Source organism: Phenylobacterium sp., from assembly GCF_031181185.1.
Classification (GTDB): Bacteria; Pseudomonadota; Alphaproteobacteria; order Caulobacterales; family Caulobacteraceae; genus Phenylobacterium.
In genome coordinates, this window is the sequence record NZ_JAPSKZ010000003.1 from 35,337 (window position 1) to 51,814 (window position 16,478).

At 69.7% G+C, this 16,478-nt stretch carries 19 protein-coding genes; 5 read left to right on the forward strand and 14 right to left on the reverse strand.

Annotated features, from left to right (window positions below; translation table 11 throughout):
• Window positions 1-8: 8 nt before the first annotated feature.
• The 14 genes from RIF93_RS00685 to RIF93_RS00750 form a co-directional block, all read right to left on the reverse strand.
• Entirely contained in the window at window positions 9-965 is a 957-nt protein-coding gene (locus RIF93_RS00685) for a type II secretion system F family protein (protein WP_309087437.1), read from the reverse strand.
• Entirely contained in the window at window positions 962-1,915 is a 954-nt protein-coding gene (locus tag RIF93_RS00690; protein ID WP_309087438.1) for a type II secretion system F family protein, read from the reverse strand. Before RIF93_RS00690 ends, RIF93_RS00685 begins: the two co-directional genes overlap by 4 nt.
• Window positions 1,912-3,318, reverse strand: a complete 1,407-nt coding sequence (locus RIF93_RS00695; RefSeq protein WP_309087440.1) for a CpaF family protein — start codon at window positions 3,316-3,318, stop codon at window positions 1,912-1,914. The genes RIF93_RS00690 and RIF93_RS00695 overlap by 4 nt, the downstream gene beginning before the upstream one ends.
• Window positions 3,319-3,320: 2 nt before the next feature.
• Window positions 3,321-4,535 carry an AAA family ATPase gene (locus RIF93_RS00700; protein ID WP_309087442.1) on the reverse strand — a complete coding sequence of 405 codons (1,215 nt, stop codon included), beginning with the start codon at window positions 4,533-4,535 and terminating at the stop codon, window positions 3,321-3,323.
• A gap of 2 nt (window positions 4,536-4,537) precedes the next feature.
• Window positions 4,538-5,980 carry a type II and III secretion system protein family protein gene (locus tag RIF93_RS00705; protein ID WP_309087445.1) on the reverse strand — a complete coding sequence of 481 codons (1,443 nt, stop codon included), beginning with the start codon at window positions 5,978-5,980 and terminating at the stop codon, window positions 4,538-4,540.
• A gap of 11 nt (window positions 5,981-5,991) precedes the next feature.
• Window positions 5,992-6,879, reverse strand: coding sequence for a Flp pilus assembly protein CpaB (gene cpaB, locus RIF93_RS00710; RefSeq protein ID WP_309087447.1), 888 nt, complete (start codon window positions 6,877-6,879; stop codon window positions 5,992-5,994).
• 12 nt (window positions 6,880-6,891) lie between these two features.
• Window positions 6,892-7,398, reverse strand: a complete 507-nt coding sequence (locus RIF93_RS00715) for a prepilin peptidase (RefSeq protein ID WP_309087449.1) — start codon at window positions 7,396-7,398, stop codon at window positions 6,892-6,894.
• Window positions 7,399-7,465: 67 nt separating this feature from the next.
• Window positions 7,466-7,633 carry a Flp family type IVb pilin gene (locus RIF93_RS00720; RefSeq protein WP_309087450.1) on the reverse strand — a complete coding sequence of 56 codons (168 nt, stop codon included), beginning with the start codon at window positions 7,631-7,633 and terminating at the stop codon, window positions 7,466-7,468.
• A gap of 242 nt (window positions 7,634-7,875) precedes the next feature.
• Complete coding sequence (locus tag RIF93_RS00725; protein WP_309087452.1) at window positions 7,876-9,153, reverse strand: pilus assembly protein; 1,278 nt, start codon at window positions 9,151-9,153, stop codon at window positions 7,876-7,878.
• 4 nt (window positions 9,154-9,157) lie between these two features.
• Complete coding sequence (locus RIF93_RS00730) at window positions 9,158-9,553, reverse strand: TadE/TadG family type IV pilus assembly protein (protein ID WP_309087454.1); 396 nt, start codon at window positions 9,551-9,553, stop codon at window positions 9,158-9,160.
• A complete protein-coding gene (locus RIF93_RS00735; protein ID WP_309087456.1) occupies window positions 9,550-9,999 on the reverse strand; it encodes a TadE/TadG family type IV pilus assembly protein in 450 nt (149 codons plus the stop codon). The genes RIF93_RS00730 and RIF93_RS00735 overlap by 4 nt, the downstream gene beginning before the upstream one ends.
• 126 nt (window positions 10,000-10,125) lie before the next feature.
• A complete protein-coding gene (locus RIF93_RS00740; protein WP_309087458.1) occupies window positions 10,126-10,575 on the reverse strand; it encodes a hypothetical protein in 450 nt (149 codons plus the stop codon).
• A gap of 38 nt (window positions 10,576-10,613) precedes the next feature.
• Window positions 10,614-11,141 carry a MarR family transcriptional regulator gene (locus RIF93_RS00745; protein WP_309087461.1) on the reverse strand — a complete coding sequence of 176 codons (528 nt, stop codon included), beginning with the start codon at window positions 11,139-11,141 and terminating at the stop codon, window positions 10,614-10,616.
• A gap of 16 nt (window positions 11,142-11,157) precedes the next feature.
• Window positions 11,158-12,462: a S41 family peptidase gene (locus tag RIF93_RS00750; protein ID WP_309087463.1), complete on the reverse strand. Its 1,305-nt coding sequence runs from the start codon at window positions 12,460-12,462 to the stop codon at window positions 11,158-11,160.
• Between the two features lie 252 nt (window positions 12,463-12,714).
• Between RIF93_RS00750 and RIF93_RS00755 the strand changes: the two genes are divergently transcribed.
• From RIF93_RS00755 to RIF93_RS00775, 5 genes are all read left to right on the forward strand, one after another.
• Window positions 12,715-12,951, forward strand: coding sequence for a hypothetical protein (locus RIF93_RS00755; protein WP_309087465.1), 237 nt, complete (start codon window positions 12,715-12,717; stop codon window positions 12,949-12,951).
• 190 nt (window positions 12,952-13,141) lie between these two features.
• On the forward strand, window positions 13,142-13,639 hold the full coding sequence (locus RIF93_RS00760) for a chemotaxis protein CheW (RefSeq protein ID WP_309087467.1): 498 nt from the start codon (window positions 13,142-13,144) through the stop codon (window positions 13,637-13,639).
• The gene (locus tag RIF93_RS00765) at window positions 13,636-15,060 is read left to right on the forward strand and encodes a protein-glutamate O-methyltransferase CheR (RefSeq protein WP_309087469.1); all 1,425 of its coding nucleotides are present in this window, start codon (window positions 13,636-13,638) and stop codon (window positions 15,058-15,060) included. Before RIF93_RS00760 ends, RIF93_RS00765 begins: the two co-directional genes overlap by 4 nt.
• Before the next feature lie 149 nt (window positions 15,061-15,209).
• On the forward strand, window positions 15,210-15,617 hold the full coding sequence (locus RIF93_RS00770; RefSeq protein WP_309087472.1) for a chemotaxis protein CheW: 408 nt from the start codon (window positions 15,210-15,212) through the stop codon (window positions 15,615-15,617).
• Window positions 15,618-15,652: 35 nt separating this feature from the next.
• Window positions 15,653-16,478, forward strand: an 826-nt coding sequence (locus RIF93_RS00775; RefSeq protein WP_309087471.1) for a methyl-accepting chemotaxis protein, incomplete at its 3' end; no start/stop codon positions are given.

The window sequence follows — 16,478 nt, forward strand, 5'->3', positions numbered from 1 at the left end:
CGCTGACCTCACCAGCTGGTGTTCAGGACCTGGACGATGGCCGGCCCGATCAGCACCACGAACAGCGGCGGCAGGATGAAGGCGATCATCGGGACCGTGAGCGTCGCGGGCAGCCGCGCCGCCTTCTCCTCGGCCTTCATCATCCGCGTGTCGCGGAACTCCGAGGCCAGGACGCGCAGGGCCTGAGCCAGCGGCGTGCCGTACTTTTCCGTCTGGACCAGCGTGTTGACCAGGCCGCGGACCTGAGGCGTGGCCACCCGGCGGGCCAGGCCCATCAGCGCCTCGCGGCGGTCCGGCAGAAAGCCCAACTCGACGGCGGTCAGGCCCAGCTCGTCGGCAAGCTCGGGCGCGCTGGCGCCGATCTCGCGGGCGACGCGGGTGAGCGAGGCGTCTAGGCTCAGGCCCGCCTCGGCGCAGATCACGAAGAGGTCCAGCGCGTCGGGCAGACCTTTCTGGATCTTCTGATGCCGTTTGGTGATGGCGTTCCTCAGCAGCAGGCGCGGCAGGTAGAGGCCCGCGCAGGCGCCGCCAACGCCGACCATCAACCGACGCATCATGTCGGTGTCGTGCAGCAGCGACGGCGCGAAGAGCCAGGCCGCGACACCGAGCGCGACCGGGGCGATGACGCGGACGGCCAGGAACACCGAGGTGGCGTCGCTCGAGCGCCAGCCCGCCTGGACAAGCAGGCTCGCCGCCTTCTTGGCCTCGTCTCCGCGGTTCAGCTTCAGGGCCTCCACCAGCCGGCGGGCCAGGCCCACGGAGCGGGCGCGCTCGGTCCGGCGCGGCCGCAGCAGCTCGGCGCGCAGTTCGCGGCGGCGCTTGGCGTGCGCCCGGGCGCGGACCGCGACGGGGTCGCCGGGCGAGAGCGCGCGCAGTACGGCAAGGATCGCGAGGAAGTTGGCGACGCCGACCGCCAGCGCGATGGCTGGAGCCCCGGGGGCGGTGGCGAGGATATCCAGGCTCATATCTCGAACCTCACCATCTTTCGCATGATCAGGCCGCCGACGGTCAGGCTGGCGAAGCCCGCCGCCATCATCAGCCGCCCCATAGGGTCGGTCAGCAGCACGCGCATGTAGTCGGGGCTGGTGAACGTCATCAGTCCGGCCATGACGAACGGCAGGCAGCCGATGATCAGGGCGCTGGCCGTCGCCTCGGACGACATGGCCTTGATCTTCAGGCGCATCTGCTGCCGGCGGCGCAGGATCTGCTCGAGGTTCTCCAGCGTCTCGGCGAGGTTGCCGCCGGTCTCGCGCTGGACGGACAGGCTGATGACCAGGAAGTTAAACTCAGGCAGGCCGATGCGCTTGGCCGACTGCCACATGGCGTCCTCGATGGGCATGCCCAGGCGGATCTGGTCGGCGATGCCGCGGAACTCCTCGCCCACAGGATCGGCGATCTCGCGACCGACGACGCCGATGGTCTCGGTGACTGGCAGGCCCGCGCGCAGGCCCCGCACGATCAGCGCGATCCCCTCGGCGAAAACTCTGAGGAAGCGGTTGCGGCGGCGCGCCATCAGGAAGTTGACCGCCAGGTGCGGCATGACCACGGCTTCGGCGACAGCGCTCAGCAGGACCATGGCCGGGGGCGCACCCAGCGCAAGGCCCAGGATCAGCGCCACGAGTCCGATCATCGCCGTCGCCGCGCCGTAGTGGCCGATGGTGATCGGCAGGCCCGTAGCTTCGAGGCGCGAGCGCAGGACCGCCGGCTTGGGCAGCAGGCGCTGGGCCAGAGTATCCAGGCGCGAGGCCCCGGGCTTGGCCAACTGGAGGGCGTCGGCCTTCGAAGCCGCGGCGCGGGGCTGGCCTAGCGCCCGGGCGCGCTTGGCGAGCTTGCGCTTGCCCGAGCCGCCAGGAGCCGCCGCCGCCAGCAGCAGCAGGGCCGCGCCGGCCGTCGCAATCAGGACGAGCAGGCTCATCCGATGGCGTCCAGCAGCATTCGGTCGAGGCCGAAGTACTCGGCGCGCGAGGTGAAGTTCGGACGCAGGCCGGAGGACTCGAAGCGGCCCTTCAGCTTGCCGTCGGCGGCTTCGCCTTCGAACTTGTAGGAGAACAGCTCCTGCGTGGTGATGACGTCGCCTTCCATGCCCACCACCTCGGTGACGCTGGTGACGCGGCGCATGCCGTCACGCATCCGGCTGATCTGCACGATCATCTGCACGGCGGCCGCGATCTGGGTGCGCACAGCCTGGGCGGGCAGGTTGACGCCCGACATGCCCACCATGTTCTCGAGACGCGTCAGGGCTTCGCGCGGACGGTTGGCGTGGATCGTGCCGAGCGATCCGTCGTGGCCGGTATTCATGGCCTGCAGCATGTCCAAGGCTTCGCCGCCCCGGATTTCACCCAGGATGATGCGGTCGGGCCGCATCCGCAGGGCGTTCTTCACCAGGTCGCGCATGTGAATCTCGCCCTTGCCTTCCAGGTTGGCCGGGCGGGTCTCCAGGCGCACGACGTGCGGCTGCTGCAGCTGCAGTTCGGCGGCGTCCTCGATGGTGACCACCCGCTCGTCGGCGGCGATCATCTGCGAGAGCGCGTTCAGCAGGGTGGTCTTGCCCGAGCCGGTGCCGCCCGAGATCAGGATGTTGAGCCGCGAGCGCGAGGCGATCTTCAGCACCGTCGCCATCTCAGGGGAGATGTTCCCCTGCCGAGCCATGACGTCGAGGTCGATGCGGCGCTTCGAGAACTTCCGGATGGAGATCGACGGCCCGTCGATGGCCAGCGGCGGGATGATGATGTTCACCCGGCTGCCGTCCTGCAGGCGGGCGTCCACCAGAGGCGAGGACTCGTCCACGCGGCGGCCGATCTGGCTGACGATCCGGCCGGCGACGGCCATGACGTGAGAGTTGTCGCGGAAGCGGGCGTCGGCCAGCTGAAGCTTGCCGCCCTTTTCCACGTATATCTGCTTGGCGCCGTTCACCATGATGTCGGTGATCGTCTCATCCGCCAGCAGCGGCTCGAGCGGCCCCAGGCCCAGCATGTCGTTGAGCAGCAGGGTGACGAGTTCGCCCTGTTCGCGCTGGTTGAGCTGCAGCTTCAGCTCGGCGACGAGTTCGGCGACGACGCCGGCCAGCTGGCGGCCCAGCTCGTCACGATCCAGGCGGCTGGCGGCCTCGCTGTCGATCCGCTGCAGCAGCAGCGGCTGGACCACGCGCGCGGCGTCCTGAATCTTCTCGTCGGCCGGCGCCTGCGGCGCAGGCTGGGGATCGGGCTTCAGGACCGCCTCGGCGGCGCTCGCCAGATTGTCGTTGGTCAGCACCGTCAGGCGCGGGCGCGCCGGGGGCGGACTCTGAGGATCGGGCGAGAGGCCCCTGCGACCGAACATGCCTATTTCCCCAGTATCTTCTTGAGCCACGACTCGCGGCCGGCCGGCTCAACCGTCGTTTCGCCACCGAGGATGCGGGCCGAAAGGCGGCGCAGCTCGGCGGCCAGCGGCCCCTGACCGGCGGTCGCCAGCAGGGGCTTGCCCTGCTCCGCCGCCGATGTGGCGGCCTTCGCGTCGTGCGGCAGGATCGCATCCAGCTTGCGGCCGAGGCCGCGCTCGAACTCCGCCTGCGGGACCTCGCCCGCCACCCCGCCCGAGCGATTGGCGACAACGAGCGTCTCGCCACTGCGCACGTGGCCCATGAGGCCCAGCAGGCGCTGGGCGTCGCGCATGCCCGGCAGGCTGAGGTCGGTGACGATGACCGCCACGTCGGCGCGGGCGAGCGCCGCCCGGCTGAGCGGGTCCAGCCTGCGCGGCGTGTCGACGACGATCGCCTCGGATCCGCCTTCCGCGAGGGCGCCGAGCAATTCCTCCAGCCCGTCGCCGCGCAGGTTCAGTTCGGTTTCCAGCGGCTCCTCGGCGGCCAGCACGCGCAGCTGCTCGCCGGCGTGCGCGACGGCCGAACCGATCAGCAAGCTGTCGATCCGCTCGGGGTTGGCCAACAACTCGCGTAGGCCGCGGCCCGGCTCCAGGTCCAGGTTGAGACAGGCGGCGCCGAACTGGAGGTCGAGGTCCAGCAGCACCGTGGGCTGTTTGCGCTCCTGGGCGGCCGCCCAGGCGATGGAGGTGGCGACGGCCGTCGCCCCCACGCCGCCGCGAGCCCCGATCAGGGCCACGGTCCGGCAGGTGGCAGGCTTCGGACCGGCGGGCCGTTCGCGCGTCTCGGCGTCGCGCAGGGCTTCGGCCAGGGCGTCGGCGCTCACCGGCTTGACCAGGTAGTCGCTCACGCCGAGCGCCATCAGGCGCCGATACAGCCCGACGTCGTTCGCAGCGCCGACGGCCACCACGCGGGTGTGCGGCTCGCACACCTCGGCCAGGGCGTCCATACCGGCCAGCACGTCGTCGCAGTCGCTGATGTCGACCAGCAGCACCGCCGGCGCCGGATGGCTCTGCAGGTGGGCGACGGCGGCGGCAAGACCGCCTTCGCGGACGCGGTTCTGCGGCCAGCCGAGCTGGAGCGCCGCTTGACGGACCACCTCGCGGGTGACCTCGTCGGCGACGACGGCCAGCATGTCGCGGGGGCGTTCGCCGCCAGGGGCGATGCGGGGCAGGGCCATGGCTATTGACCTTCGTCCGTGGTGTCGGTGTTCGGCAGCGGCTTCACCTTGCCGGCCTGGACGCGTTTGACGGCGTTGAGGGCGGCGTCCCCAGCCGGCGCGGCCGGGTTGGCGCCTTCGGTGAGGTGGGCCGGCTCGGCGACCATCGCAGCCAGGTTTCGCGCATTGGCCTGGGAGTTCAGGTCCTCGGGCGTCGCGAGCTTCTGCCTCGAGGGTTTCACCAGATAGGGCGTCACGATGATGACGAGCTCAGACTCGCTCTTCTGGAAGTCCTTCGACCGGAACAGCTGGCCCAGGACCGGGATGTCGCCTAAGCCCGGCATCTTGCGGACGACGTCGTTGGACGTGTTCTGCAGCAGGCCCGCGATCGAGAAGCTTTGGCCGCTGCCCAGTTCGACGGTCGTCTCCGCCCGCCGGGTGGTGAGCGCGGGCAGGGTGAGCTGGTTGATCGTGACGGCGCCCGCCTCGGACAGCTGGCTCACTTCCGGACGCACGTTGAGGCTGATGCGGCCGCCGTCCATTACCGTGGCGACGAACGCCAGGCTGACGCCGAACTGCTTGTATTCGACGGTGATCTTCTCGTCTTCCTGGGCGACCGGAATCGGATACTCGCCGCCGGCCAGGAAGCTGGCGGGCTCCCCCGAAACCGCCGTCAGGTTCGGCTCGGCGAGGACCTTCACCAGGCCCTTGCGGCTCAGCAGGTCGACCAGCACGTTCACGTCGACGTCGCCGTCCCGATAGCTTCCGGCGACCGCGTCGGCGCCGACGAGCCGGGTGAGCACGTCGCGGCCCGTCGCCAGACCGATGGCGCCGCTGCCGATCTGGCCGACGGCGTTCCAGTTGACGCCGATCAGCTTGCGGGCGTCGCGGGACACCTCGACGACCCGGACGCGCAGGTTGACCTGATTGGTCTGCTCGACAGCGATCCGGTTGATCAGCCGCCCGGACTTCGCCTCGCCGTCGCCCGGGAGGAACTGGCTGGCGATGCGCAGGACGTCGGCGCCTTCCGCGGCCGAGCCAGCCTTGCCGCTGAGGATCAGGGCGCCGTCCACGCTCTCGACCTCGATCTGGCTATTGGGCGCGTGGCGCTTCAGAGCCGCGCTGAGGCGGGCGGTGTCGATGGCGACGTTGACCGCCAGGTTCGCGATCATCTGTTCCTTGCCGTCCAGCGCGAAGAGGCTGGTGGCGCCGGGCGCCTTGCCCAGGACGTAAACCAGCGTCGGAGACTTCACCTGCACGTCGGCGATCTTCGGATCGGCGATGAAGACCGTGGCGGCCGGGCGGTCCAGGCGGATCAGCCGGCCCTTGCCGGCCTCGACCTTCAGCTCGGTGGGCACGTCACCCATTACGGCGGCGTCGGCGTGAGCCGCCTGCGGCGCAGCAGCGCCGAAGGTGAGGGACACGGCGGCGGCGATGGCCGTCACCGTCTTCGGGAGGGTCTTCATGGGCGCGCGGTTCACGAGGCGGCTCCGAGGTTCGAGGTGGAGCCGCGGATGACTTCGACGGCCGGTGCGGCCGCGCGGCGCGGAGCACGAGCCGGGGCAGTAGCCGCGGAGGCGGCGACCGGCGTCACCCGGGGCGCGCCGCCTTGGGTGGCCTCGCTGTCCCAGGTGCGGGTAACGGCGTGCTGCGGCAGGCCAGGTTCGCCGGGCGTGGCCAGGCTGCGGAGGCTCAGCGACAGCTTGCCGAGTTCGGTCACCAGCGTGACGATCTCAGCCTGCTTGGGCGAGACTTCCAGGGTTGCGGTCTGCGGGACCAGGACCTCGCCCTTCGGATTGGACGAGCGCTGGTCGATGCCGACCACGCGAACATCAGTCAGCACCGTTTCGCTTACGTAGCGCTTCTGCTCCGCGCCCAGCTGACGGCTGAGCACCAGGTCGACGCGGTCGCCTGGGAAGATGAAGCCGGCGACGCCGGTGCTGGCGGACACATTGATGGTCACGGCGCGATACCCGGGCTTGAGCACCGCGGCCAGGAAGCCCCGCTCGCCCGGCTGCACGACGCGCTGGGTCGTGAGGGGCTCGCCGGCCACCAGGTCGGCGCGGGCCACGGCGCCGGCCAGCTTGGCCGGGCTACTCGCAGCGCTGGTCAGGTAGCCCGCGGTCGAGGCGTCGGCCGGCCACTGCTGCCAGCGGATGTCCGCGGGCTTCAGGATCGTGCCGGCGGGCAGAGCGCGGCTGGCCACCAGGACCTGCACGGCCGCCGGGGCCGCGGCCCTGCCGGCGGCGGCGGTCTGGGCGGCCTGGTCCAGCTGAGCCTGCGCCCACTGCTGGGTCGTGTAGACGGCGCCGGCGGACAGGAGGGCCGCGGCGCCCAGGAACATCAGGCGACGTGAGGAAACCACGGGGTCTCTTCCCTAGAAGGTTGCGGTGAGGTGCTGGACCAGCACCCAGGCGCCGCCGACGGCCAGCGGCGCGCCGAACGGCATCGGTTGAGCAAGGCCCGCGTCGCTCTCCGCGGCGCCCTCGATCTTGGCAGGGCGCGGCATCAGGCGGCGCGCGGGGCTCAGCATCAGGACGGCCAGCGCGACGCCGGCCAGGGAGGTCACGAGGGCGAAGCCCGAGAGATAGGCGGGGCCGGCCCACAGCGCGATCGCGGTGGCCAGCTTGACGTCGCCGCCGCCGACCCAGCCGCGGGCGAACAGCACAAGGCCCACGCCGAGGGTGAGGACGCCGATGGCGAGACCGGCCAGCCAAGCGCCGAAGGGGAGGGCGGCGGCGGTCGGGAGGTAGCTTGCGGCGACCAGCAGGCAGACCCGGTTCGGGATCAGGTACCTGGAGACGTCGCTCGCCGCAGCCCAGACGAGGCCGGCGGCAGAGAGAACGAGGGCGAACAACATCGCCGCGTCAGAAACGTGGTGCATCGTTCGCCCTCGATTTCGGAAGTTTGGTGCGGGCCTGAACCGGCCCGCTCGTAGTCAGAACCTGAACTTACTTTTGCAGTTCGGTCTGCACGGCCGTGAACTTGGTGCTCAGGGCGGTCTTGATGCCCGGCAGAGCGGCGGTCATCGCGAGCGCGATGAAGGCGGCGATCAGGCCGTATTCGATGGCGGTGGCGCCCTTGCGGTCACCGGCGAGCTTCTTGAGCAGGTTGGTCATTGCGGAGTTCCTCGATTTGACTTCCCCGGCCAGAGCTCCCTCGTGGTGTCCCCGCCGGATGGAAGCCAATTTAATCCAGCATTAACTATCCGCAATGGTTGCAATCTGCGACATAACGTACACCAAATGCGTGCATTAAAAGTCAATCGTCGCGATAAGGTGACGCTTATTCTGGTCTCGAAGTGGGATTGGACGCAAATTGACCCAAATTGGGCCTTGGCCATGAGGTGTATTGGCCTCTTCTACTCTACGAGAGCAGTGCGGCGGCCCCCCGCCATGCGAACGCCCTTGGACGTGCAGTCGAGCTCAAGGCGAGCGTTGCCGGAGAATTCGACTTCGCTCGCAAGGATCTGCGTGCAACCCCCAGTGGTTTCCGAACCGCCGGTGAAGACGAGCTTCCGACTGGGGGCGTAGATCGTACCCTCGAGCGACTGGGTCGAGCCGCCGTTGAGCTTGCTCTCGCCGTGAGGCGCATTCCGATCCTGGAAAAAGACAAGCCCCGATAGGTCGCCGCTCGTTGGGGCGGTCAGCTTCACCTCTGCGCCGCCACGGATGTCGATCGACCCGTGGTCGAGCCCCGTTCGGCTCGTCAGGATGATTGTCACGGGCCCGTTGCTGGTCAGCGTGGCCCCGCCGTTTACCAGTAGGTCGCCGCCGTCGATCACATATGTGCCTGGCCGCAGTGTGACGGTGTCGCGGCTGTTGATCTGCATGCCGCCGCAGAACACGAAGGGTTGGCCGTCGCTGCGGCCGTACAATCCCGTCGGGACCTGCTTGCTCGAAAAGTCACACGGGCGGTTCTTGTATTCGGGGATTTCGACGTCCTTGTATGGATCCTCGATCGGCGCCTGTCCGGTGTGAATGCCTTGCTGGGTGGAGATGTTGGAGTTGCTGCTCTGGGCGTAGCCGCCGACCACCCCTACGCTCTTGGCGGTGAGACGTGAGTTGCCGTTCAACTCCAAGGCCGAGCTGCTCGAGGAGTTCGCAAACAGCGAACAACCGTTGAGCACGATGTCCGTCGCGCCCGCAAACGATGCGGTGGCTCGCGCCGAGCCATTCAACGCCACGACGCAGGCGTCTCCGGGCTGGCCAATGCGGCCCACGGCGCGCGCCCGGATCTTCGGGGCGGCCACGTCGAGCAGGGCCGAGAAGAACCGGTGGCCCGCACGTTCGATCAGGACCTCAACGTGACCGGCCCTGCTAGCGTTGGGCCCAGTCAGTGGCGGCAGGTTGACGGCGACGTTGGCAGGATCGAAGCCGTACTGGACGGCCACGGCGCGGGCCTCCGCGGCGGGATCGCCCACCCCGCGGTCCAAGGCGACCGCGCCGGAGAATGCGGCTGAGTCTGCGGCATGCTGAGCCGTACGCCGCTGGACGTAGTTGTGCCCGATGTCGACGCCCATGCCGACGAAGCCCAAGACGACCACCATGCCCAATGCCGCCATGGGGGCGGCCGCCCCGTGGCGGTCGTTCGCAAGTCGGGTGAGGAACGGAAGGGAGCCGGCCACAGCGGTCATCATCTCGTCAGGCCCGGCAGACTTCTGCGGCCACGGTGGGGGCGCTCCCGAACGCCTTGGCCACCATCGGCACGGTCAGGAACTGATAGGCGTAGGACGCCCGCACGCGGACGCCGCAGGGCTGCCCCGGCGTGACCGTGAAGGCCGCGGCCGGCACGTCGAGGGCCGCCAGGCGGTTGGCGGCGTACTGGCGCGTGGCCTCCGGCGTGCCGCAGAGGTCGGTGCGGACGGCGGCGCAGCGGGCGGCCTCCTGCACCGTGAAGTCGAGCGAGGCGCGCGCCCAGGCGAGGCGGCCGACCTCCACCACGCCCAGCAGCAGCAGAAGCAGAAGCGGCAGCACGAACGCGGCCTCCACCGCCGCATTGCCGCGCCGGTCGCGCAGGAGGCGTGTGAGTGGGTTCATCGCACGCGCACCATGGCCGACGCCGCCAACGTCTCCGGCAGGACGATGCCGGGCCACGGCAGGATCCCCTGAAAAGGCGCCTGGGCCGCGACCTTGACGAACTCGCCGGAGGGCACGCCGGCCGCGCACTCGCCCGCCGTGGTCTCGACCAGCTTGCCGCCCGAGACGCAGGCGCGCACCTGAGTTGGCGCGGGCGTGGCGGAGACCGAACTCAAGGCGGTGGCGCTCGCAACCGCCGACTGCACGCCGGCGGCGTTCCAGCCGTGGCGCTGGGCCCAATCGGCGCCGGCCTGGGCCGCCGCGCGGACCTGCATGGTCTGGGAGATCAGGCGCGAGACGTCGATCAGTCCCGCCAGCAGCAGGAGCAGCATCGGCGCCAGCAGCGCGAACTCCACCGCGGTGGAGCCGTCGCGGCTCTCGATTAGGCGGCGTGGCGTCGAGTTCATTCGTCCTTGTCCGTCGAACGTCATTCGTCCGGAACCAGCCGATATGGCGCTCGGAGGTTGTAGCGCTACCCGCATAAGATGTAGTGCGCGCGTAGGTCGCAGCGCGGCCTTGGAGCTACGCCGGGATCAAGGTGGCGGCTGGCCCGCCCCCTCCGCCATGGCCTTGTCGATCATGAGCCGGACGCGCGCGGCGCTGCGATAGACCTGCTGCGTCAGGGGCTGGAGCGCGGCCTTGGCTTGTTCGGTCGCCAGCAGCCGGTCGTCGCGCGCCGCGACATAGCCGCGGTCCATTAGCTTGCGAACCTTGCGGCGCACCGTCTCGCGGGGGAGCTCGCACGAGTCCGCCAGCGACCTGACGTTGGTGCCAGCGCCGGGCGGCGGCGGCCGCGAGGGCGCGTCCACGTCCCTGGCGAGCACGCTCGACTTCGAGACCACCGCGAGGAAGATCGTCCACTCCTCGAGGTCCGCAAAATGCTCCCGCGCCGTCATCAGCACGGCGAGCAGCTCATTGACGATGGCGGGACCGACCTCCTCCTGCCGCGCCGAGATCGCATCCACGATGGCCTGCACGCGCATGACACCGCCCATCAGACTGAGTGAGCAGCATAACACGGTTATCTGGATTCTCGATCCGTGTGCTCCTGCCCCGCCTGCGCTTCGGCGATGCGGCGGCGGAACGGCTTCCGCTCCAGGGCGCCGATGGCGCGGGCGAGCATCTCTTCCAGCTGCACCCCCACCTCGTGGCTCAGGCTGGCCGCAGCCTGGTTGGTGGCGGCCCACTGGGTCTCGAGCTGCGGCGTCATCCGCCGCAGGGCGTCGGTCGGCTCGATGAGCCGCTCGCGGCCGTCGGCGCCGGGTCGGCTGACGACGAGGCCGTCGCGCACCATCACCGCGACCGTCTGGCTCACCGCGGAATGGGTGAGGCCGCTCGCCGTCGCCAGCGCGCGGATGGAGGCGGGGCCCGTGCGCGCCAGCGCCCGCACGATCGGGGTGTAGCGCGCCCGGTAGTTGAGGCCGAGCGCGCGGTAAGAGGCCTCCACGTCCCCGTCCAGGAGTTCGATCAGGTGCCGCAGCAGGGTGCCGAGGGTGGCGGTGTAGGGCGCGTCCTGCCGGTTCGGGTCACCCAAAGGATCGCCTTTCATGGACATGGGAGGGCCTTCAGCGGGGCGCCCGCGCGAAGCGGCGGACGGTCCCATCACTGTAGCTGAGTTCGATGGCGGAAGGGCGGGGGCCATCCACGAGGCGCAGGCGGGTCTCGGTGGAGCCGAGCTGGAACAGGCCGCGGGCCAGGGGGCGCAGGCGGACGTCGGTGCGGTCCGGCCGCCGGTAGATCAGGCTGCCGTCGGCATAAGCGAGCTGGCGATCCTCATAGGATCCGGCCGCCGCCTGCAGCTCCGCCGTTGTGGGCTGGTAGGGCTTCAGCGCGGCCCTGGCGCCTTCCAGCGCCCATTCAATGCCGGTGCGGTCCGAACCTTGCGCGGCGTCACGCAAGCTCTCGAGGGCGAGCACGTGCGCCACGGCTTCCTCCTGTCCTGGGGCGGCGGGGACATCCGCCGGGACGCCGGTTCCCTCCCAGTTGCCGCCGCTGACGGGGTGGGTGGGGCTGGCCACCGAGAGGCTGAGGACGAAACCCGGGGCGATGGCATAGAGCGCATTGTGGTTGGCCGCCCCGTCGGTGGTGGAGCCCACCAGCCGGCCTAGTCGGAACTGCGCCACATGGTAGGCGAACTCCTCGCCCGCCGAGCCGACCACGCCGTCGACGAGCACGAACAAGGGGCGGCCGCCCAGGCTGCGTCCTGGCGGAACCGCGAGGCTCCGGCGTTGCTCTGTCTTGCCGCTCGGCGCCCGCGCGGTCATCAGCAGGGTATCGGCGGGCATGAAGTGGCTGATCAGGAACTGCACCGCTTCCGGGCTGCCGCCGCCGTTGCCGCGAAGGTCGATGATCAGGGCGTCTGCGTCCTGCAGGAACGCCACGGCGCGCTCCAGCGCCTCGCGGCTGCCGGCCTCCCACCAGAAGTCGGTGATCCTCACGATCCGTACGTTGCCGGCGAGGAGGCGCTGGTCACTGATCCCGTGGTGCGAGCGGCGGGCCTCGACCGCCCAGCGCCCGGCTTCTGCGGACGTCGGTCCGCTCGAGGGGCGCTGCTCGGCCGCCAGGCGCCGATACTCGTCGGGACTCCAACTCATGCGAAGGTGCTTGTCGGGACTGACGGCCCGCATGCGCAGCGTGAGGCTCTCGGCGAATTCCCGGGCGTCGACGCTCTCGCCGGTCACCGGCGCGGTCTTGAGCGCGTGCACGAGCGGCGCGCGCCGGGCTTCGTAGACGTAATCCCGCGCGACCAGGCGAGCGACCTCAGCCGCCGCCGCCTTCGCCTCGGACCTGGACGCCTTCTGCGCGGCGGCAGGGGCGTGGACGCCTGTCGCGAGCAGGAACGCGAGTGTGAGAGCCTTGAGCGACCGCATCTGTCCTCCAACAATATAACAGCACTGTTATAACGACCTCAGCGGCGAGGGAAGAGGCTTGTTGTCGATGGGAGGAGGGCGGCGCTGGAACAACGGATGCGCCTGGAAAGTTTGACGGCTCCATCCCGTGGGTGCTCCGAGCCGCGGAATGGGTGGAAGACTAGTCCGCCGGGCCGTCCGACCAGCCGGCCCGGCGGCGTTCGCGCGCGCACCTCCAGTTGAACCTCCAGCTGAGCTGTGCGCTCTTCAGACATGAAGAAGGCTTCCGAGTACCGCCTGCACGCCAAGGAATGCCGCGACCTCGCCGCGCAGATGGAGTCCGCCGAGCAGCGCGCGATGATGCTGCAGATGGCCGACCACTGGGAGAAGCTTGCGGAAGATCGGATCGCGCTGATCCAGAAGCATCCCGAACTAGCCCATGACGGCGAACATGAGGAAGAACATAGCCGGCGCCGAGAGGCGGACGCTTCTCGGTCGGCCGGGGCCTAGGCGCGAAGTTCGGCCCGATGGCTGGTTGTCGAGGACCGGAGCGGGCGCGCCCTAGTACGCACACGCCACCCCTTCGTTATCCCGTTCCGTATTAGGCGGACCGCTGGGCCCCGGTGACGATTGGAGAAGGTGTCCTGCTCGTCGCGGGACGCGCTTCCCATTCTCGGGTTCTTCGTGTTCAAGGGGCGGCATGACGGGTGAGGGACGTTACATCCTGTTCCGGTCGGCGGGTGTGCGCTGGGGGCTTTCGGCCACCGGCGTCGTCGAGGTTCTGCCGAACCTCCCGGTAGAACGTCCGCCCGGATCGCCGAAGGCTCTCGCCGGCTTCGCAAACCTTGCTGGAGAGCCGCTGGCCGTCGTCCGCCTGGCGATGCTTTTCGGGACCGAAGAGCCGCAGGGCGACGGACTGTACCATCACATCATCCGGCTAGCGGGCTCGGCCGGCGGCGCGCATCTCGGACTCCTCGTCGAACGGGTTCTCGACGTGGATGCCAGAGCCGATGGCATGGCGCCATTATCGACAGCCCAGAGCGTCAACGAGGCGCTCGTCGGCAACCTCATCGTGGGCGCAGAGATGGTTCCGTTGCTCGACCGGGGTCGGCTGCTGCTCGTGGAGGAACGCCAGCGGATCGACGAGTTGGCGGCTGCGGCCGCCGAGCGCCTGGCGGACCTGAAGGCCGAGGGTTGAAGTCTCCGCTCGCGCCGGTCCCCGCCGGCGAGGCGTTCGGTCGCCTGAAGCAGCAGGTCATCGAGCGCACCGGCCACTTCTACTATGAGGACAAGGACGACCTGCTGTGGGAGCGCGTCCGCAAGCGGCTGCGGGGCGCGAGCCTGGAGGCCTATCTGGAGCGCCTGGCCGATCGGGAGCGCGGCGAGCGCGAGTGGGCTGCCCTCGAGGCCGAACTGACGATCGGGGAGACCTACTTCTTCCGCTACCCGGAGCAATTCGAGGCGCTTCGGAAGACGATCCTGCCGGACATCCTGGAGCGCTGCGCAGCGACCCGCCGCATCCGGATCTGGAGCGCCGGCTGCGCCACGGGCGCGGAAGCCTATTCCGTCGCCATCCTGCTGCACGAGATGCTCGGCGAAGCCCTGTCGCAGTGGCGCATCAACATTCTCGGTACGGACATCAACGACGACTTCCTGTCGGCTGCCCGCGAGGCGCAGTTCAGTCGCTGGGCCATCCGTTCGCTCGACGCCGAACAGCGGAAGGCCTGGTTCACCGAATCCGGCTCCCTCTGGCAGCTGAAGGCGCCCTACCGAAGCATGGTGCGGTTCCAGCGCGGGAATCTGCTCGATCTCTTGGGGCCGTCGCCGCCGCTGGAGCTGGTCGATTTCGACCTGATCCTCTGCCGCAATGTCCTCATCTATTTCCACCCACAGAAGATGGTGGAGGTCTGCGCCGCGCTCGTGGGTCGCCTGAAGGCGGAAGGCTGGCTCCTCGTGGGCCACGCCGAACCGAATCCGGAGTTCGCCCGCTTCGCCGCCGCCGTGGCGCTGCCGGGCACCGTTGCTTACCGTCCGCCGGGCGCCGCCGTGACGGAGGAAAGCACGCCGTCACCTGCGCCCTGGTCGCCTGCGCCGGTTCCCACTCCAGCCGAACTTGTCCTGCAGCCATTGAGCCTCATTCCAGCGCCAAGGCCCGCGCCGACTGCAGCGCCTGCGCCGCTTGTTTTACCGACGCCGGAACCGCCAAGCGCGTCGGCCGAAGCTCTGCTGGCCGAGGTCCGGCGGCGCGCCGATGTCGGCGACTTCCGGGGCGCCGAGTTGGCCTGTCGCGAGGCGTTGCAGGCGCGCCCGGAGGACCCTGTGCTCCACTTCTATTCTGGACTGGTTGAGCAGGCGCTGGGCCGGCTTGGCGCGGCCGAGGACGCCCTTCGCCGCGCGGCCTATCTTGATCCCCATTTCGTCATGGCGCAGTACCACCTCGGCCTAGTGCGGATGGCGCGAGGCCGCCGGGAGGCCGGACGCAGGGCCGTGGCGGCGGCCGCGAAGATCGCCGGAACCTTGGCTGTAGACGCGCGTTTGGCCGAAGGGGCGGGTCTGACCGCGGGTGAACTGCGGGAGATGGCGCGCGTCCAGCTTGGAAGCGGGACGACGGGGGCTTGAGGGTGTCGACGAAAGGGCGGAGCCGAGGGGCGGCCGACGTCGCGGTTCTGTCCGCGGCGCGCCGCCGTGAGATCCTGCAGGAGCGCGCCCGACGCCTTGCGGGTAGGGCCCAGGCGGTGGAGGCCGTTGGCGCCGGCGAGCGCGTGCTCGTGTGCCGGGTGGGGCTCGATCTCTACGGATTGCCGATGGCCGACGTCGCCAAGGTGAGGCCGTTCGTCCGATGGGGCGCGGCGGCCGGAGGTCATCCTGCAGTGCTGGGGCTCGTAGCCGACGACGGCGAGGTGCGGCCCGCGATCGACATGGCGACGCTGCTGGGCGCGCCGACGGCCGCTGGGCAGACGGGCGGCTGGCTCGTGATTCTGGCCGCGCCGCACAAGATCGCCCTACGCCTTCACGACCTGCCCGTTGCGGCCGAAGTCGAGCCGCTGGCGCAAGAGGACGCCGGCCGGGCCCGCGTCGTCACCGGAGAACACCGAGACAAACTGCTCGTGACGCTCTCGGCTCGCGAGCTTCTCGCCCACACGAAGTCGTTCCCGCATGGAGGCGCCGCCCCGTGACCATAGCCAACCGAATCCTCCTGGGCTTCTCCGCGATGATCGTGCTGATGATCGCGATCGGCCTTCTGGCGCTGAACCAGATCGGCAACGTGCGCCGCGACACCGAAGTCATTGTCGGCCGCGACCTCGGTTTCGTGCGCTTGATCAGCGACATTCGGGTTGCGCGGCAGCAGATGCAGGCGGCCGCCGAAAGCCGCTTCGCCGACCAACTGGCGCGGACGAGCAGCGATACCGGCGGCATCAATTGGCGCGAACGCAATGCGGCCGCCGCGCAGGCGCTCGACCAGGCTATGACGCTGGCGTCGGAGTACGAGAACAACGCCCTCAACCTCGAGCGGCAGGCAGCCTGGCGGCGGGTCCGGCAATCCCTGGCCGCGGCCAAGCCGATCCTGCAGGCCGCCGAGGCGGACAATGAAGCCACCGAACAGGCGCTGGCGCGCGGGGACACAGCCGCGGCGCTGGCGGCGCGCGAGCGGCTCAACAGCCGACGCGGCGCGTTCGAACGTCAGATGCAGGTGATCCTGCAGGAGATGGACGGCGTGCTGCGGGCCGGACAGGGACGCCTGGTGGAGGCCTACAACCTCAGCCGCAACCTGATGCTCATGGGCCTGATCGCCGCCGTGGCGCTGGCGGCGGGCACCGCCTATCTGATCCGTCGCTCGATCGTGGGGCCGCTGGACGCGTTCATGGGCTTCGTCGAGCGGGTTGGCCGGGGCGACCTCACTGGCCAGACGGCGGCAACCTCCAAGGATGAGATCGGGCAGCTCGGGGCGACCCTCAACGCCATGGTGGATGGCCTTAAGGATCTTGCCCGGCAGAGCCGGGAGGCCACCGAGAACCTCAACGCCGCGACGGCGGAAA

Excerpts from the sequence above, each read along its gene's own strand:
- RIF93_RS00755 (WP_309087465.1), top strand. The coding sequence starts at position 12,715 with ATGAAGAAGGCTTCCGAGTACCGCCTGCACGCCAAGGAATGCCGCGAC.
- RIF93_RS00715 (WP_309087449.1), bottom strand. The coding sequence starts at position 7,398 with ATGCACCACGTTTCTGACGCGGCGATGTTGTTCGCCCTCGTTCTCTCT.
- RIF93_RS00730 (WP_309087454.1), bottom strand. The coding sequence starts at position 9,553 with ATGAACCCACTCACACGCCTCCTGCGCGACCGGCGCGGCAATGCGGCG.
- RIF93_RS00750 (WP_309087463.1), bottom strand. The coding sequence starts at position 12,462 with ATGCGGTCGCTCAAGGCTCTCACACTCGCGTTCCTGCTCGCGACAGGC.
- RIF93_RS00725 (WP_309087452.1), bottom strand. The coding sequence starts at position 9,153 with ATGATGACCGCTGTGGCCGGCTCCCTTCCGTTCCTCACCCGACTTGCG.
- RIF93_RS00760 (WP_309087467.1), top strand. The coding sequence starts at position 13,142 with ATGACGGGTGAGGGACGTTACATCCTGTTCCGGTCGGCGGGTGTGCGC.
- RIF93_RS00745 (WP_309087461.1), bottom strand. The coding sequence starts at position 11,141 with ATGAAAGGCGATCCTTTGGGTGACCCGAACCGGCAGGACGCGCCCTAC.
- RIF93_RS00735 (WP_309087456.1), bottom strand. The coding sequence starts at position 9,999 with ATGAACTCGACGCCACGCCGCCTAATCGAGAGCCGCGACGGCTCCACC.
- RIF93_RS00720 (WP_309087450.1), bottom strand. The coding sequence starts at position 7,633 with ATGACCAACCTGCTCAAGAAGCTCGCCGGTGACCGCAAGGGCGCCACC.
- RIF93_RS00705 (WP_309087445.1), bottom strand. The coding sequence starts at position 5,980 with ATGAAGACCCTCCCGAAGACGGTGACGGCCATCGCCGCCGCCGTGTCC.
- RIF93_RS00695 (WP_309087440.1), bottom strand. The coding sequence starts at position 3,318 with ATGTTCGGTCGCAGGGGCCTCTCGCCCGATCCTCAGAGTCCGCCCCCG.
- RIF93_RS00740 (WP_309087458.1), bottom strand. The coding sequence starts at position 10,575 with ATGCGCGTGCAGGCCATCGTGGATGCGATCTCGGCGCGGCAGGAGGAG.
- RIF93_RS00690 (WP_309087438.1), bottom strand. The coding sequence starts at position 1,915 with ATGAGCCTGCTCGTCCTGATTGCGACGGCCGGCGCGGCCCTGCTGCTG.
- RIF93_RS00685 (WP_309087437.1), bottom strand. The coding sequence starts at position 965 with ATGAGCCTGGATATCCTCGCCACCGCCCCCGGGGCTCCAGCCATCGCG.
- RIF93_RS00700 (WP_309087442.1), bottom strand. The coding sequence starts at position 4,535 with ATGGCCCTGCCCCGCATCGCCCCTGGCGGCGAACGCCCCCGCGACATG.